We start from the raw sequence: 15,237 nt of genomic DNA, 5'->3' as shown, positions 1-15,237 counted from the left end.
CATGAAGAACCTGCTGCTGAAGGAACTCAAGCTCGCGAACCTGGTGCTTCCCGTCGTGATGGGGTCGCTCTGCCTCCTCATGCTCATCCCAACGTATCCTCTCTACGTCGGGCTCATGTACATGTGCCTCGCGGTGTTCTTCACCATCATGCACTTCCGCGAGGCCAACGATGTCTACTTCTCCATGCTGCTGCCGATCCGGAAACGCGACACGGTGCGCGCCCGGGTTCTGCTCTGCTGCCTTTTCGAGATCGCCCAACTGGTGGTCGCCATTCCCGTCGCGGTGCTGCGCAACGTGTTCTACGAATCAAACCCCGCCGGAATCGAAGCCAATCCGGCTCTTTTCGGCTCCGCGCTGATCATGTTCACGCTCTTCAACTTCCTGCTGTTGACCATGCACTACAAGACGGCCCACAACATCGGGGTGCCCTTCATCGTGGCGGGTGTGGCGGTGCTGCTCTACATCGGCGTCGCCGAGGCCTTGATTCACACGGTTCCCTTCCTCCGCACCCACCTGGATGTCGTGAAGGAGCACGTCGGGACGCATCTGATCGTCCTCGCGCTGTGCGTCGTGGTCTTCGTCGCGGGCAACATCCTCACCTACCGGATCGCCGCAGATCGCTTCGAGAAGGTTGACCTGTGAGCAGGTGATCCCAGCGCCTCTCAGGTGTTGTTGGCCGCGGATTGGGTGTTCTTGCGGGCGTCCTTGGCTCGCATCAAATCCAGGGCGATCATGCTCCCCAGGATGGCGAGCCGCAGGTCCGGGGAGGTGCTATCCGGGTAGTGCAGCGCGTAACGGTCGTGGTCGCGGCCGAAAAATGCCTCGATGACACCTGTTCGTTCCCGGCTGACCTGCGCGACGGTCTCTTCGCTGTTTGCGTTGACCACGGTGAACTCGCGGTCGATGACATCTCCTTTCACCGTGAGCTCCTCCCCGGAGGTGAGAGTGATGGAGAACTTGCGGGAGAAGAACCCCATCTTCCTGGCGATGGTCGCCAGCACGGAACCGTCACCGCGCATGACCTTGTAGGTGTCCCGCCAGAGGTCCCGAACGTCGCTGACGTGCGTCAGGAGGCTGCCGTCGGTATCCAGTACGTCGAATTCACGGGCTCCCAGGAAAATGCGACGGACGCTGCTCTCCGTGCCACTCACCACGCCGACACCCTGTCCTTGGGCATCAAGGATGTCGAACCTGGGCGAGGAATCGCTGCGGAACTGCTGCAGAATTAAGAGGTCGTGATTCAGGATGCTCATATCTCAAGGGTAAGGGGCCAGGGAAGCAGATAGGCTGGCGTTCAGCCGACCGATTGGGGAAGGACGCGTCACGGTCCAGCTCACGTGCTGTCGTAGCTGGCCGCGGAGCTGGCGTCCTTAGCCCGCATCAGGTCCAGGGCGATCATGCCGCCGAGAATTGCCAGTCGCCAGTCCGGAGAGGTACCGGCCGGATAGCGCAGGGCATACCGGTCGTGGCCGAGAAACGCCTTGACGAAGCCTGCCCGCTCCCGGCTGGCCTGTGCGACGATCTCTTCGTCGTCCGCGTCGACCACATTGAATTCGCGGCTGAAAAAATTTCCCTCCACCATGAACTCCTCCCCGGTGCTGAGCGCGATGGAGAACCTGTGGGAGAAGAACGCCATCTTCCTGGCGACGGTGGCCAGCATGGAACCGTCACCCCGCATGATCTCGTAGGTGTCCCGCCAGAAGTCACGAACATCACTGATGTGCGCCAACCGCCTGCCGTCGGCATCCAGCACGTCGAACTCGCGGGGCCCCAGGAAGAACCGGCGAGCGCCGCTCTCCGTGCCGCCCACCATGCCGACGACCTGCTCCTGGTCGTCGAGGATGTTGAACTCGGGGGAGAGGCCGTTGCGGAACTGCTGCAGGATCAGCAGATCCTGATGTAGGAGGCCTGTTTGGCTGCTCATGCCCAAAGGGTAGGGGGCCAGGGGAGCAGGATAGGCTGGCGGCGGGGGACAGTGCGGTTGCCGTTTGACCCAGGGAGGGATCGTGAATCCGCTGAGTGCCGACGACTTCGTCACATGGGCCGACCGGCTCGCCAAGCTGTCATGGCCGCTCACCCTTGATGCCTTCCGGTCGGCGGCTGTCGGGTTCGGTTGGTCCCCGACCGACAGACCCTGGGAGTTTGTGGTCGACTTCTCGAGCGGGACGAGACGGATGGTGCTGTACGGGGGCAGGTCGGGTGGAATCCACAACATGTCCTTTCCCCTGGCCGAACCCGCAGAGGACGCCACGCCGTTGGACGAGCTGCTCGTCTCCTACGAGACCACCGGAACACAAGCGTGGGGTAAACCTTTCTACACCGACCCCTGCGAGGATCCCACCATCGCGTGGCGGCTGCCCAACAACGCCGTCGCCGAGATCGTCGGTGGTTCCGACCTGATCCTTTCGACCTTCTTCACTCCCCAGGGATCATTCATTTACGGGTGAGCCGGCTGGGAGGGGTGCGATCAGCGTGCCACCAAGGTCAGGATCGTGACCTCCGGGGGGCAGGCGAAGCGGTACGGGGCGAATGGTGAGGTGCCGATTCCAGCCGATATGTGCAACCAGGCATGGTGGCCCTCGACCCGGTGTTCCGACAGGCCCTTGGCGCGGTCTGTTGGGAGATCACAGTTGGTGGTCAATGCTCCGTGACCGGGCACGCACACCTGGCCGCCGTGGGTGTGCCCCGCGAGGATCAGGTCCACCCCGTCGGTGGTCATGGCGTCCAGGATGCGACGGTACGGGGCGTGGGTGACACCCAGGCTGAGGTCCACACCGTCGCTGGCAGGCCCGACGACGGCAGGGTAGTGATCCAGGTCGTGGTGGGCGTCATCGGTGCCGCGCAGCTCAATGCGATATCCAGCGGCCTCGATGATGGTGCGGCGGTCGTTCAGATCGTGCCAGGCGCCGCTGCGGATCAGCTCCGCCCGCAGCTGGTCGGTTGCCAGCCGTTCCGGGGATTTCGACGGCTCTGAACGTCCCCGGGCGACGTAGCGCAGTGGATTCTTGAACTCCGGTTTGTGGTAGTCATTCGAGCCGAAGACGAATCCGCCAGGCACCTCCAGCAGCCGGCCCAGCGCCGATATGAGCGGCGGGATTGCGGTGTCGCTGGCGATGTTGTCGCCGGTGCTGATCACCAGATCGGGTTCTAGGTCCGCCAACGCTCGCAGGAAGCTCAGTTTCAGCTGCTGGCCGGGCAACAAGTGGATGTCGCTGAGATGCAGTATCCGCATCTCAGGTCCACCTGCAGGCAGGACCGGAACCGTCACGCGACGCACCCGGAAACGGGTGGCCTCCACCAGCCCCCAGGCGAAGCAGCCTGCTGCCACCGCAGCGAGACCCTTCGCCACCTTGAAGGCCTTGATCACCGCTCTCCCTCCGGGGTGGCCGGGGCGCTTGGTTGCCCTGGCTGCCCGGGGGCGACCGTCGGGGTGTTCGTCGGTATGGGGCCCTTGGAGTAGACCAGCTGGACGGTCGAGTACTTCGCCGCTCTGGTGCTGGGGTGCACCTTGCCCAGGTAGGTCCCGGCGGGTTGAGGGCTGAACTGTTCCATCCTGCCGACGCTGAAGCCTTCGGCCTCGAGCGTCTGCCGCGCCTGCTCCTCGGTCATGCCTGCGACGCTCGGAACAGGGACTTTCTCGCCCTCCAGGATCCGTTTGTTCGGTTCCTGGAAGTTACTTGCGGGGATGTCCTTGAGTGCCTCGGACATTGCGGACTTCCAGATGCCACCCGCATCATGGCCGCCCGAACCCTCCAGGACCTTGCCCGTCGACATCCTCAGCCCGACGATCGGTTTTGATGTCTTGCCCTTGAAACGAGAGCTGGTGACGTCTGCTGCGATGTAGGCCACGCCCGCCATGTCGGGGGTGTAGCCGGCGAACCACACGCTCTGGGTGTCATTGGTTGTTCCGGTCTTGCCGGCCTGGGGCCTGCCATCCGGCAAGCGTGCCGGGGCGCCCGTGCCCTGGGTAATGACCGTCGACAAAATGCTGCTGACGCCGTCGGCCACATCCGAGCTGATCACCTGTTTGCAATCGGCTGAGGGGATCTCCACTTCGGTGCCGTCCTGGGTCTGCACGCTCTGCAGGATGATCGGGTTGCAGTGCACGCCCCGGTTCGCGAACGTGGCGTAGGCCTCCGCCATCGACAGCGGCGTCACCTCCGCGACACCGAGCACCCACGACGGATACTCCGCCATCTTGCGCATGTCGTCACCGTCGGCGAGCTTCACGCCGAGCTTCTGGGCCGTGTCGATGGAGGCGCAGATGCCAACCTTGGCCTCCAACTGGACGAAGTAGGTGTTCACGGATTTCTGGGTGGCCTCCAGCATGTTGATGTTGCCGTGATCCCCATCGTAGTTCTTCGGGTCGTAGTCTCCCGTGTACGTGAATGGGCCCTCGCAGTTCTTGAACTTGTACCCGCGGAACTGCATTCGCGACTTCGACTCGAAGGACGTGCTGGTGGGAACGCCCTGTTCCAGGGCGGTGGCGATCACGAAGGGCTTGAACGTCGAACCGGCTTGGAAACCCCCGACGCCACCGAAATCACTGGACGCGTTGGCCTGCAGCCAGGTCTCGCCCTCACCGTCGCCCAGCTTCGTGCGGCTCTGGGCCATGGCGGTGATCAGCCCGGTGCCCGGCTGGATCAGCACCGACCCGCCCCAGACCGGATCGGTGGGGCCCACTGTTTTGGCGACGGCCTCCTCAGCGGCCTGCTGAGCCTTCGGGTCGATGAGGGTCTTTATGGTCAGGCCGCCGCGCTTGAGGCGGTTCTCCCGCTCCTTCGCGGTGGAACCCAGCGAGGGCATCTGGTCGGAGATCAGGACACGCCGGACGTAGTCGCAAAGCACCGGGAACTGGGAGACGGGGCAACCGTTCGGGGTGTTCTGCACGTTGGAGGCGTCGAAACCCTCCTGCATGGCGGTCTCCGCCTCCTCCTGCGTGATCATCCCGACTTCGGAGGAAGCCATCCGCTTCAGCACTTGGTTGCGGCGCTCGATGGCTTTCGCGGGGTTCTGGACCGGATCGAAGGCGACGGGGTTCTGGACGATGCCCGCCAGCATCGCTGCCTGGGCGAGGGTCAGGTCCTTGGCGGTCGTGTTCCAGTAGTGGTGGGCCGCCGCTTCGACCCCGTAGGCGCCGTCACCGTAGTAGGCGATGTTCAGGTACCGTTCCAGGATCTCGTTCTTGCTGAGACGCTCCTCAACTGCCATGGCGTAGCGCATCTCACGGATCTTGCGTTCGATGCTGACGGCCTGTGCGGCCGCTGCCGCATCCTCGTCACCACGGATCAGAGCCGTCTCGATCTGCACCTGCTTCACGTACTGCTGGGTGAGGGTGGATGCACCCTGGGTGGAGCCGCTGAGGGTCCGGAGGACGGCGCGTCCCAGACCTTGGATGTCGATGGCACCGTGCTCGTAGAACCGGTGATCCTCGATGGCGACCTGGGCCTTCTGCATTAGCGGGGAGATCTGATCGAGAGCGACGTAGGTGCGGTTCTCCGCGAAGAAGTTGGCCAGTTCCGACCCGTCGGCCATCAGGATCCTGGACTTCTGCGACTGCGGCGGGGTCTCGAACTCCGTCGGAAGGTACTGCATGCTGTCGGATGCGGCCTTGGCGAGGCCACTCGTGAGAGCGACGAACGGCACGGCCAGACCCGAGAGCAGCAGTCCGCACAATACGCTGATGGCCAGGAACATCGCTACGGATTTGCCCTTGCTTCTGGGCGCGCGCGTCTTCATGGCCCAAAGTGTACGTGAGGTTCGTGGCAGGTCACCGCTCACGCTTCCTGGGGGATCTCGTCGTCGTAGGCGGACAGGTCCGGCCTGCGGAACAGGTTGACGGCTGCTGTCCCCAAACCACCCCACAGGGTGAGGATGGCGATGGTCATCATGATGACGGCTGCTGCACTCATGCGGACACCTCTTCGGAAACTTCGTGTTCGTTGTTCTGTTCGTCAAAGTCGGTGCGGATGCTGCGTCGCCAGGGGAGCAGTGTCAAAACCACCGCGATGATGAGCAGCGTCGCGAACATGCCCCATCCGAAGATCACCAGCAGGCGCTGCGGGTAATTCTCATAGGGTGTGCCGAGTTTGCTGATGAAGTCGTTGATCAGCATGTATCCCAGTACCAGCGGCGCGACCACGCCGACCAGCGCCATCCAGACCCGCCCCACCTTGAAGCTGGAGAAACGGTTGAGGTGGTCGCGCAGCACCGGGAGTTTGCGAACGAACCACACCGTCGCGATGATGCACACCAGGGCCCCGCCGAGGATGCCGTACTTGTTGGCGAACTCGTCGGTGATGTCAAGGAAGTACAGTCCGGTGGTGGTGGACAGCAGGAGGATGGACAGGATCATCATTGGGATGCCGATGACGAGGGTGGCCTGCACCTTGGTGATGCCCAGCTTGTCGCGCACCGCGGAGACGACCACCTCGACGATGCTCAGCAGCGACGTCAGCCCCGCCACCGTCAAGGATGCGAAGAACAACACACCCATCAGCGACCCGAAGGGGGCCTGGGAGATGATCGTCGGGAATGCCACGAAGGCCAGCGTGATGCCCTGCCCGGCAACGTCGGAGACCCCTTGGCCCGTCTGCCCGGCCATGAAACCCAGAGCGGCGAAGACGCCGATTCCAGCCAGCAGTTCGAAACCGGAGTTGGCGAAACCGACGACCAGCCCGGAGCCGGTCAGGTCGGTGCGGCGCTTCAGGTAGGAGGAGTAGGTCAGCATGACACCGAACCCGACAGACAGCGAGTAGAAGATCTGCCCGAAGGCCGCCGCCCACACCGTGGGGTCGCTGAGCGCGCTCCACTCGGGGGTGAACAGGGCATCCAGTCCTGTGCTCGCGCCGGGCAGGAACAGCGACTGCACCACCAGGATCAGGAACATCACCACCAGCAGCGGCATGAAGATCTTGTTCACCATCGCCAGGCCCTTGTTGACGCCCAGCGCGATGGTCACCAGGGTGACCGCCCACACCACCAGGATCGGGATGAACAGCGAGGGTACGAAGTCGGAGCCGACGTCCGGTGCTTCTGCGACGTGCAGGAACTGCTCGTACAGGAAGGCCTTCGGATCGGACCCCCAGACCTGGTTGATGCTGAAGAGGGTGTACATTCCGGCCCAGCCGACGATGGCCGCGTAGTAGATGCCGATCACGAAGCAGACCATCACCTGCCACCAGCCGAGGCTTTCTGTCCAGCGTCCCATCCGCCGCAGCGACAGCGGGGCCGAACCGCGGTAGCGGTGCCCGAGGGAGTAGTCGAAGAACAGCAGTGGGATGCCCACCGCCAGCAGCGCGATCAGGTAGGGAAGGATGAATGCCCCGCCGCCGTTTTTGAATGCGACGTACGGGAAGCGCCAGATGTTGCCCAATCCGACGGCCGACCCGATGGCCGCCAGGATGAAATAGTTGCGGGAGTTGAAGCTCTCCTGCTTGGGCGCACGCTTTTCCATTGAATTCAGCTCCGAGGGTTTTGCGAGGTTCCACGGCCGGGCGGTGCCCCAGGACGCGCGGAACCTTCACGACGAACGCTTCAACCTAGTACGCCCGAGAAGAGAACCGAAACAATGTCCACGACATGGGCGATTCGTCAGACCTCCACGTCCGGGGCGCCCTCGAAGTCGGTCATGGCCACCTGCCCCTCCTCGGTGATGCCCTCGCGTGCGAGCACCACCTTGAAGGTGTCCAGGACGATACGGCAGTCGAGGGCGAAGGAGCGGGTCTCGACGTAGCGCACGTCCCAGGCCAGACGTTCCGCCCACGGCATCGCGTTGCGGCCCTTGACCTGCGCCAGGCCCGTCACCCCGGGCCGCACCTCGTGGCGGCGGGCCTGACGAGCCGTGTACAGCGGCAGATATTCGGGCAGCAGGGGCCTGGGACCCACGATCGACATGTCTCCCTTGAGGACGTTGAGCAGCTCGGGGAGCTCGTCGAGGCTGGTGGAGCGCAACCACGAACCGAACGGGGTAATGCGGTCCTCGTCGCTGACGAGATCCTCGGTGATGTCGCGCATGGTGCGGAACTTGTACATCGTGAACATGCGACCGCTCCGGCCTGGCCTCTGCTGCGTGAACAGCACCGGGGAACCCAGATTGATGCGCACCAGCAGCGCTACCACCAGCTGGATCGGGAGGCTCAGGATCAGCGCCAGGCCCGCGATCAGGATGTCGATGGCCCGTTTGACGAAGTCGTAGGGGCGGCGTTTCATCGGGACCGTCCGATGACTGCGCGCAACCGGGCGGCGACGCGTTCCATGGCGGCGTCGTCGAGGGCGGATCCGCTCGGCAGGGAGACGCCGTTGGTGAACAGGCGCTCGGAGTTGCCGTTGACGTAGGCGTCGAGGTGCTGGAACACCGGTTGCAGGTGCATCGGTTTCCACAGCGGCCGCGACTCGATGTTGTCGTCGGCCAGGGCCGTGATCACGTCGTCACGGGAGAAGCCCGCGACCTGCGGGTCGATGACGATCGAGGTCAACCAGAAGTTGTCGTGGTCGCCTTGGCCGATGGGGTGTTCCGAACCGTCGGGTTGTCCGAAGAACGTGACCCCCGGGACCCCGTCGAACAGGGCGCGGTAGAACAGGCGGTGCTGGCGGCGACGCTCCAGCATCTGGGGCAGTCGCTCCAGCTGGGAGCGTCCCAGCGCGGCCAGCAGGTTCGACATGCGGTAGTTGTAGCCGACGTCGGTGTGTTCGTAGTGCAGCACCGGCTGGCGGGCCTGGGTGGCGAGGTAGCGGATGTGGGAGGCGTGCTCCGCATCGTCGGTGAGCACCGCGCCACCACCGGAGGTGGTCATCACCTTGTTGCCGTTGAAGGACACGGCTGCCAGGTCCCCGTAGGCCGCGGCGGGCCGGCCCTTGTGCACCGCACCCAGCGACTCGGCGGCGTCGCTAAGGATGCGCACCCCGAATTCGTCGGCCACCGACCTGAGGCCCTCCTGGTCGACGACGTGGCCCAGCAGGTCGACGGGCACGATCGCGACGACGTTGCGTCCCTTGTCCCGCTGCTCGGCGACGGCCCTGCGGGTCAGTTCCACGTCGATGTCACCCTCGGGGGTGGAGTCCACCAGCACGGGGGTGGCACCCGTGTAGAGGATCGCGTTGGTGGTGGCGGCGAACGTCATCGACGCGGTGACCACCACGTCCCCCGGTGCGAAACCCAGGGTGAGGCCCGCCAGGTGCAAAGCCGCGGTGCCGGAAGACAAGGCGACGGCGTGCTTGCGGTCGCAGTAGGCGGCCAGTTCCGCCTCGAACGCGTCCACCTCCGGACCCAGCGGCGCGATCCAGCCCCCCGCGAAGGCGCGGGACAGCGCCTCCTGCTCCAGGGAGGTCATGTCGGGTGGGGAGAGGAAGATGCGTTCGGTCACGGGCCGAGGATACCTTTCCCCGGCCCGCGGCGGCATTCGTGCGCGGAAGCTCTCAGCGGGTCACCGAGTCGAGACCCTCGGCGAGCAGGCCCGCGAGGATCCGCGGGGTGTAGTGCTCCTGCAGGTGACGGTACCCGTTCCTCGCCCACTGCCTGCGCCGCTCGATCGGGGCGGAGGCCATCTCCACCATCGCCTCAGCCAAGGCTTCCCGGTCGTCGCCCGCCACGACGATCCCGGAATCCGCCTCGCGCACCGGGTTGTTCGGAGCGCTGGTGGCAAACACCACCGGACGGAAGGCGTACATGTAGCTGAACATCTTGTTCAGGCTGATCCCGTAGCGGTAGAGGGGACTGTCGAGGAGGCTGCCCGTCAGGCAGTCGGCCTCCCGGGAACGCTCCAGCACCTTCGTCGGGGCAATCCAGTCGTCGAAGATGATGTTCGCCGCCGACGGGAGGGCCGCGGCCTGTTTCTGCAACTCCGGTTTGAGGGTGCCGTCGCCGACGAGCCGCAACCTCAGTTCCAGGTCGGGGCGGGCGGTGCTGGCCTTGTCGAAGGCCTCGATCACGCCGTCCAGGACATCGCCGGTGCTGTGGTTGCCGAGGTACATGAAGGTGAAGGTGTCGCGTTCCGGCAGGGTCGGTTCGGGATCCTCCGGGGCGCCGTCGAAACCGTTGGAGACCCACAGGAAGGGTTTGTCGGGCATGCCGTTCTCCCGCAGGTACTCGTCGACGTGGGGCAGCGGGGACAGCACCAGCGAGGCCTTGCGGCACAGCGTCAGCGACAACCGCGACATCACCTTCGCCAGCGGGCTGTTCTCCGACAGCTTGCCGAGATGGATCAAGGTCTCGGGCCAGACGTCGCGGATCTCGTAGATGAACGGCACCCGGTATCGGCGGGCCAGTCGCATGCCCGCCCAGGCTGCGAACGGATGCACGGTGCTGCCGATCACCACGTCGGGGCGGCGCAACCCGCGGGTCATGCCGGGCATCAGGGTCATCAGGGCGAAGATCACCATCCCGACGAAACGCAGGGCCGTCGAGGTGCCGTAGGCCATGGTGCGCACCCACAACGCCGGCACGCCGAGCTCCTCGGTGATCTTCCTGAGGCGGAACCCCTTCATCGCCTGCTTCCCCTGCGGGTAGGTGGTGCTGGCGACGATCAGGCAGGCCGACCACCCGTGCTCCGGCAGGTAACGGGCCAGGTCCAGGTGCCGCGCGGATCCGCCGTCCTTGGAAGGAATATCGGCGTAGTGGTTGACGATCCAGACGTGACGATGCGAGTCCCGGGGGCTCGGTGCTGCGCTCATGGGGATCCTTCCTGTGGTGGCCGACGATGCTACCCCGTCGCGCCTCTCAGCGTCGCCTGCCGGCCCGGTGGTCGGCGATGGCGGTCTCGTAGACGCCCTCCATCACGTCCAGGCAGTGATCCCACGAGTAGTTGGCGACCACGTGGCGCCTGCCAGCCTCGCCCATGGCCCGCGCCAAGCCGGGGTCCTGCAACAGCCGGGTCAGGGCCGCGGCGGCCGCGTCCGGGTCGTCGCGGGCAACGATGATCCCCGTCGTTTCGTTCTCGACCACCTCGGCGGGCCCGGCGGCATCGGAGACGAGCGTCGGACAGGAACAGGCCGCGGCCTCCACGATCGCCACCCCGAAACTTTCCGAGTCCAGGCGACTCAGGGCGACGTAGACGTCCAGCCGACGCAGCAGGTCGGGGACCTCCGAGTTCGGGATCGCCCCCAGGAAATCGACGCGATCCTGGACCCCGAGCCGGGTAGCCAGGGCCTCCAGGGACTCCCGGTCCGGACCGCTGCCCGCGATCACGAGTCGTATCCGCGAGTCCAGCTTCGCGAACGCCTCGATGAGGGTGTCGATGCCGTACTTGGAGTCGAGTTTCTTGATGGTTCCGATCAGTCCCGTCGGTCGCTCGTCGGGTTCCGGTGGGGAGAAGACCGTCACGTCCACGCCGAAGGGTGTGATCGCGACGTCGCGGTTTTCGATGAGGGGAAGGATCTCCCTGGCCATGCAGCGGCTCGTCGACGCGATCCGGGTGGGGCGGCGCAGGTTTGAACGGATCAACGCCCGGTGCAGCCACGAGACGTGGGGAAAGTCGTAGACGTCCGAACCCCACACGTTCATGACCGTGGGAACCTTCAAGCGGGCGAGGTTGAGGGTGGTGCCGTAGCCGCTGGCGTAGTGGGCGTTGACCACGTCCGGTCTGATCTCTGCGACGAGCCGCCGCAGCTGACCGGAGTTGCGGAAATACCCGAGCCCGCCGCCGTGACGCATCCGGTGGACCGTCACCTCGTCCGAGATCCGGTGCTCGGCGGCGTCGTCCTGGGTGGCCAGGTGGACCTCGTGGCCGCGGGAGGCCAACCCGTTGATCCACTTCACGGTGTGTATCGACGCGGCGTTACCCAGCAGCAGGATTCTCACGACCTCTTCCTTTCCTCGACGGGGATCTCGGCCCCGGCTCCGTCGTCCTCGGTGATGACGCGCACCAACACGAAGGCCCCGAACCACCACACCAGGGCGACGGGGAAGTTCTTGACCAGGTGGGTGTCGGTGGCGAACGAGACCAGCGACAGCAGCAGCGCCATCGCCAGCGGGGCCACCAGCGGCGGAAGTCCCCGACGCAGCCCGCCCCGCACTACCGGCCACAAGGCGGCCAGCAGCAGCACCAGACCCACACCCCCCAGTTCGACGAACGCCCACAGATAGGTCGAATGCGGGTTCGGCAGCACCGGGCCGAACGGGGTCCACAGATCCCAGTCGGGTTCGAGATGCACCAGAGCGGACTCGTAGGCCATCCACGGCCACATCGTCGCCTCGCCCGTGCCGAATAGCAGCGTCACGAGGTTCTGGGACACGGCCGCCAGTCCCGTCTCGGTGTTCCTGGCCCGGTACTCATCGGTGAGGCTCAGCAGCCGCGAGAACTCGGGGTGCAGCACCGCCAATCCCACGACCGCCACCACCGCGACCCCACCCAGGGCCAGTCGGAAAGCGACGGCGTGCCGTCGCGGACGCCACCTGAGCAGGAGCACCAGGAGCAGCACCCCCGCCGAGGCCACCCCCGCCCGGGAGGCAGTCAGGAACAAACCCAGCAGGCTGGCACACGCCGCGGTCACGTTCACCGCACGCGCCCGGCCCGCAGCCGCCAACCCCAGGAAACCCGCCGCACCCAGCAGCAACGCGACATGGACGCTCGCCGCCCCCGCCAGGGGGGTGTTGAGACGCTGTCCCCAGGTGCCGCTGATCGCCATCCGGGCCAGCGCCACGGCCACCACCGCCAGGACCGCCCAGCCGACGCTGGCCAGCAGGGCGGGTAGGAGCTGTCGTTCGACGGCGTGGGCGACGGCCCAGCCCGTCAGACAGGCGATCAGCGCGCTCAGCATCGGCACCAGCACGTAGGCGTGGGGGACAACGACCGAACCTCGCGACCCGAGACGTTCGTAGGCGACCTGGACGTGGGTGAGACCCGAGACGATTCCCCAGGCGATCAGCGCTGCGAAGGTCGCGACCAGCCACCGTCCGGGACGGGAGGTGCGCGCCCAGGCCCCTGCCTTCAACGCCAGCGGCACCCCGACGGCGACGGCCACGCCACCGACGATCAGGAAAAGTGTCCACGGGCCGAACTGGCCGTTCGGCATCCGCCGCGAATCGACCATGCCGAAGAGCAAGATCAGGGGGACGATGCCACACGAAACGATGACCCCGAGCATGCGCCAGCCGCTGGTCGGGGCGTCGCGCTCGGGCACCATCACCTCTCGAAACCGGGTCGGAACAATGCCGCAACGCTACCACGCGGCACGCTTTTCCGGTCGGGGCACAGGGTCCGGACGGACGGTTGGTCCCGCCGGCCACGATAGGATCGCGCTTGAAGTTCCCGGTGTGAGGAGTGAAGGTTGAGCAAGAGTAATCGCGTCGGTCTGGTGCGGACCGGCCTGGCGGTCTGGGATGCCCTGACCTGGGCGGTTGCCGCCCTGGGTCTCGTGCTGACCCGCTACAACTTCGTCCTCACCGGCGAACAGACCCAGATCGTCTTCATCTACGCGGCCTCCGCGATGGTGCTGCAGATCGCGATCGGGTTCGCCACCAAGCTCTACCGGGGAAGGCACGGCATCGCGTCGTTCGAGGAAACCGCGCTCCTCGCGGTCGTGGCGCTGGGCATCGGCGCTGGACTCGCGGTGCTGTTCGCCCTCTACGCCCCCTCCACCTACCCCAGGGTCGTGACCTTCACGGTGCCCTTCGTCGCGGTGATCCTCATGGCAGCCGGTCGGTTCATCGCCCGCTCCATGATGCGACCGTCGCGGCACGACTCGTCCGGGGAGCCGGTGATCGTCTACGGCGCCGGCAATGCGGGTCAGCAGCTCGGACGGCTCCTCGAGTACGACCCCGACGCCCCCTATCGCATCGTCGGTTTCATCGACGACGACCCGAGTCGCAAGAACCTTCACATCTCCGGTGCGAAGGTGCTCGGCACGCGCGAGAATCTCGTGGACGCCGCCTCCCGGAACGGGGCCCGCACCGTGATCGTCGCCATCCCGACGGCGGATCGGCAGTTCATGCGCGAGATCTCCGCGATCGCCGACGAGGCCGACCTGAACGTCCTCGTCATGCCGCCGACCCGCGAGATCGTCAGCGGACAGGTGCAGCTGTCCAACCTTCATGCCCTCGATGTCACCGACCTGCTGGGTCGCGCCCAGATCCAGACCAACCTGGGTGAGATCGCCGACTACCTGTCCGGGAAGGTCGTGCTCATCACCGGCGCGGGCGGGTCGATCGGCTCTGAGATAGCGCGGCAGGTCTACCGTTTCGGACCCAAGGAACTCGTGATGCTGGATCGCGACGAGTCCGGTCTGCACGGAACGCAGCTGTCGATCTTTAACCAGGGTCTCTTGGACACCCCGAACATGGTGCTGTGCGACATCCGCGACTACGACGCCCTCGACAAGGTGTTCGCCGATCACCGCCCCGACGTGCTCTTCCACGCCGCGGCACTCAAGCACCTCCCGATGCTGGAGCAGTACCCCCTCGAAGGCTGGAAGACCAACACCCTCGGCACCCTCAACGTGCTGCGCGCAGCCGAGAAGTACGGGGTGCAGCGGCTCGTCAACGTCTCCACCGACAAAGCCGCCGACGCCACCAGCGTGCTGGGCAAAACCAAACGCCTGGCCGAGGAACTGACCGCGTTCTACGCCCACAAGACGGGACGCACCTGGCTTTCGGTGCGGTTCGGCAACGTGCTGGGTTCGCGTGGCTCGATGCTGCACACCTTCACCGCTCAGATCGAGGCGGGAGGGCCGCTGACCGTCACCCACCCCGACATCACCCGCTACTTCATGACCATTCCGGAGGCCTGCGAGCTGACCATCCAGGCCGGCGCCATCGGGCGGCCCGCCGACGTGCTGGTGCTCGACATGGGCGAACCCGTGCGCATCCTCGACGTCGCCAAGGGTCTCATCCGCCGCTCCGGGAAGGACATCAAGATCATCTTCACGGGTCTGCGTCCCAACGAGAAGATGCACGAGGTGCTATTCAGCGGCGACGAGGAACGCACCGCCACCAGCCACGAGCTGATCAACCGGGTCAGCGTCCCGCCGCTCGACCCGGCGCTGTTGGACACCGTCGATGGCTCCGACCCGGAGTCGCTGGCGACGCTCACCCATCAGCGCAACGCGGAAGCAGCACGGGAGAAGTCGCGGCAGGAGGCCAGCGCGGGGCTCGACGGCATCGAACTGGAACGCCCCGAGAGCTGACCGGCAACCCCGCGGGGGTCAGAACACCACGCGGATCAGCTCGAAGGCCTCGGCCCGACGGTTCATGATCCGCAGACCCCGCCCCTCGACAAGGGCTCGTGGAACTGTGTGGTGAC

The 15,237-nt window shown here is 65.6% G+C and carries 14 protein-coding genes; 3 read left to right on the top strand and 11 right to left on the bottom strand.

Features of this window, described 5'->3' with window-relative positions; all coding sequences use genetic code 11:
* Window position 1 precedes the first annotated feature (1 nt).
* Window positions 2–643, top strand: coding sequence for an ABC-2 transporter permease (locus tag V7R84_RS14700; protein WP_338570406.1), 642 nt, complete (start codon window positions 2–4; stop codon window positions 641–643).
* A 20-nt stretch (window positions 644–663) separates the two neighbouring features.
* Here the strand turns inward: V7R84_RS14700 and V7R84_RS14695 are convergent, their stop codons facing one another.
* Together V7R84_RS14695 and V7R84_RS14690 are read right to left on the bottom strand one after the other, a co-directional pair.
* On the bottom strand, window positions 664–1,254 hold the full coding sequence (locus tag V7R84_RS14695; RefSeq protein ID WP_338570404.1) for an LURP-one-related/scramblase family protein: 591 nt from the start codon (window positions 1,252–1,254) through the stop codon (window positions 664–666).
* An 80-nt stretch (window positions 1,255–1,334) separates the two neighbouring features.
* Entirely contained in the window at window positions 1,335–1,925 is a 591-nt protein-coding gene (locus V7R84_RS14690) for an LURP-one-related/scramblase family protein (RefSeq protein ID WP_338570401.1), read from the bottom strand.
* An 82-nt stretch (window positions 1,926–2,007) separates the two neighbouring features.
* On the opposite strand from V7R84_RS14690, the gene V7R84_RS14685 reads away from it, so the two are divergent.
* Window positions 2,008–2,448 (top strand): DUF6301 family protein, encoded by a 441-nt coding sequence (locus V7R84_RS14685; RefSeq protein WP_338570399.1) that lies wholly within the window; start codon window positions 2,008–2,010, stop codon window positions 2,446–2,448.
* Window positions 2,449–2,468: 20 nt separating this feature from the next.
* Here V7R84_RS14685 and V7R84_RS14680 read toward each other — a convergent pair whose 3' ends face one another.
* The 9 genes from V7R84_RS14680 to V7R84_RS14640 all read right to left on the bottom strand — a co-directional run bounded on the left by V7R84_RS14680 (window position 2,469) and on the right by V7R84_RS14640 (window position 13,123).
* Window positions 2,469–3,368: a metallophosphoesterase gene (locus tag V7R84_RS14680; RefSeq protein ID WP_338570396.1), complete on the bottom strand. Its 900-nt coding sequence runs from the start codon at window positions 3,366–3,368 to the stop codon at window positions 2,469–2,471.
* Window positions 3,365–5,740: a transglycosylase domain-containing protein gene (locus V7R84_RS14675; protein ID WP_338570393.1), complete on the bottom strand. Its 2,376-nt coding sequence runs from the start codon at window positions 5,738–5,740 to the stop codon at window positions 3,365–3,367. Before V7R84_RS14675 ends, V7R84_RS14680 begins: the two co-directional genes overlap by 4 nt.
* Window positions 5,741–5,778: 38 nt before the next feature.
* Window positions 5,779–5,913 carry a methionine/alanine import family NSS transporter small subunit gene (locus V7R84_RS14670; RefSeq protein ID WP_338570390.1) on the bottom strand — a complete coding sequence of 45 codons (135 nt, stop codon included), beginning with the start codon at window positions 5,911–5,913 and terminating at the stop codon, window positions 5,779–5,781.
* A complete protein-coding gene (locus tag V7R84_RS14665) occupies window positions 5,910–7,457 on the bottom strand; it encodes a sodium-dependent transporter (protein WP_338570387.1) in 1,548 nt (515 codons plus the stop codon). Before V7R84_RS14665 ends, V7R84_RS14670 begins: the two co-directional genes overlap by 4 nt.
* Window positions 7,458–7,594: 137 nt before the next feature.
* Complete coding sequence (locus V7R84_RS14660) at window positions 7,595–8,212, bottom strand: sugar transferase (RefSeq protein ID WP_338570385.1); 618 nt, start codon at window positions 8,210–8,212, stop codon at window positions 7,595–7,597.
* On the bottom strand, window positions 8,209–9,366 hold the full coding sequence (locus V7R84_RS14655) for a DegT/DnrJ/EryC1/StrS family aminotransferase (protein ID WP_338570382.1): 1,158 nt from the start codon (window positions 9,364–9,366) through the stop codon (window positions 8,209–8,211). Before V7R84_RS14655 ends, V7R84_RS14660 begins: the two co-directional genes overlap by 4 nt.
* Window positions 9,367–9,418: 52 nt before the next feature.
* Window positions 9,419–10,672, bottom strand: coding sequence for a glycosyltransferase family 4 protein (locus V7R84_RS14650; RefSeq protein ID WP_338570379.1), 1,254 nt, complete (start codon window positions 10,670–10,672; stop codon window positions 9,419–9,421).
* Between the two features lie 46 nt (window positions 10,673–10,718).
* Window positions 10,719–11,798, bottom strand: a complete 1,080-nt coding sequence (locus V7R84_RS14645; protein WP_338570377.1) for a glycosyltransferase — start codon at window positions 11,796–11,798, stop codon at window positions 10,719–10,721.
* The gene (locus V7R84_RS14640) at window positions 11,795–13,123 is read right to left on the bottom strand and encodes an O-antigen ligase family protein (protein WP_338570373.1); all 1,329 of its coding nucleotides are present in this window, start codon (window positions 13,121–13,123) and stop codon (window positions 11,795–11,797) included. The genes V7R84_RS14645 and V7R84_RS14640 overlap by 4 nt, the downstream gene beginning before the upstream one ends.
* A 144-nt stretch (window positions 13,124–13,267) precedes the next feature.
* Between V7R84_RS14640 and V7R84_RS14635 the strand changes: the two genes are divergently transcribed.
* Complete coding sequence (locus V7R84_RS14635; protein WP_338570370.1) at window positions 13,268–15,121, top strand: nucleoside-diphosphate sugar epimerase/dehydratase; 1,854 nt, start codon at window positions 13,268–13,270, stop codon at window positions 15,119–15,121.
* Window positions 15,122–15,237 lie beyond the last annotated feature (116 nt).

The sequence above is a fragment of the Arachnia propionica genome (genome assembly GCF_037055325.1).
GTDB lineage: Bacteria > Actinomycetota > Actinomycetes > Propionibacteriales > Propionibacteriaceae > Arachnia.
This window is presented reverse-complemented; position numbering and strand designations above follow the sequence as displayed.

Excerpts from the sequence above, each read along its gene's own strand:
- V7R84_RS14700 (WP_338570406.1), top strand. The coding sequence starts at position 2 with ATGAAGAACCTGCTGCTGAAGGAACTCAAGCTCGCGAACCTGGTGCTT.
- V7R84_RS14695 (WP_338570404.1), bottom strand. The coding sequence starts at position 1,254 with ATGAGCATCCTGAATCACGACCTCTTAATTCTGCAGCAGTTCCGCAGC.
- V7R84_RS14690 (WP_338570401.1), bottom strand. The coding sequence starts at position 1,925 with ATGAGCAGCCAAACAGGCCTCCTACATCAGGATCTGCTGATCCTGCAG.
- V7R84_RS14675 (WP_338570393.1), bottom strand. The coding sequence starts at position 5,740 with ATGAAGACGCGCGCGCCCAGAAGCAAGGGCAAATCCGTAGCGATGTTC.
- V7R84_RS14670 (WP_338570390.1), bottom strand. The coding sequence starts at position 5,913 with ATGAGTGCAGCAGCCGTCATCATGATGACCATCGCCATCCTCACCCTG.
- V7R84_RS14665 (WP_338570387.1), bottom strand. The coding sequence starts at position 7,457 with ATGGAAAAGCGTGCGCCCAAGCAGGAGAGCTTCAACTCCCGCAACTAT.
- V7R84_RS14660 (WP_338570385.1), bottom strand. The coding sequence starts at position 8,212 with ATGAAACGCCGCCCCTACGACTTCGTCAAACGGGCCATCGACATCCTG.
- V7R84_RS14650 (WP_338570379.1), bottom strand. The coding sequence starts at position 10,672 with ATGAGCGCAGCACCGAGCCCCCGGGACTCGCATCGTCACGTCTGGATC.
- V7R84_RS14640 (WP_338570373.1), bottom strand. The coding sequence starts at position 13,123 with ATGGTGCCCGAGCGCGACGCCCCGACCAGCGGCTGGCGCATGCTCGGG.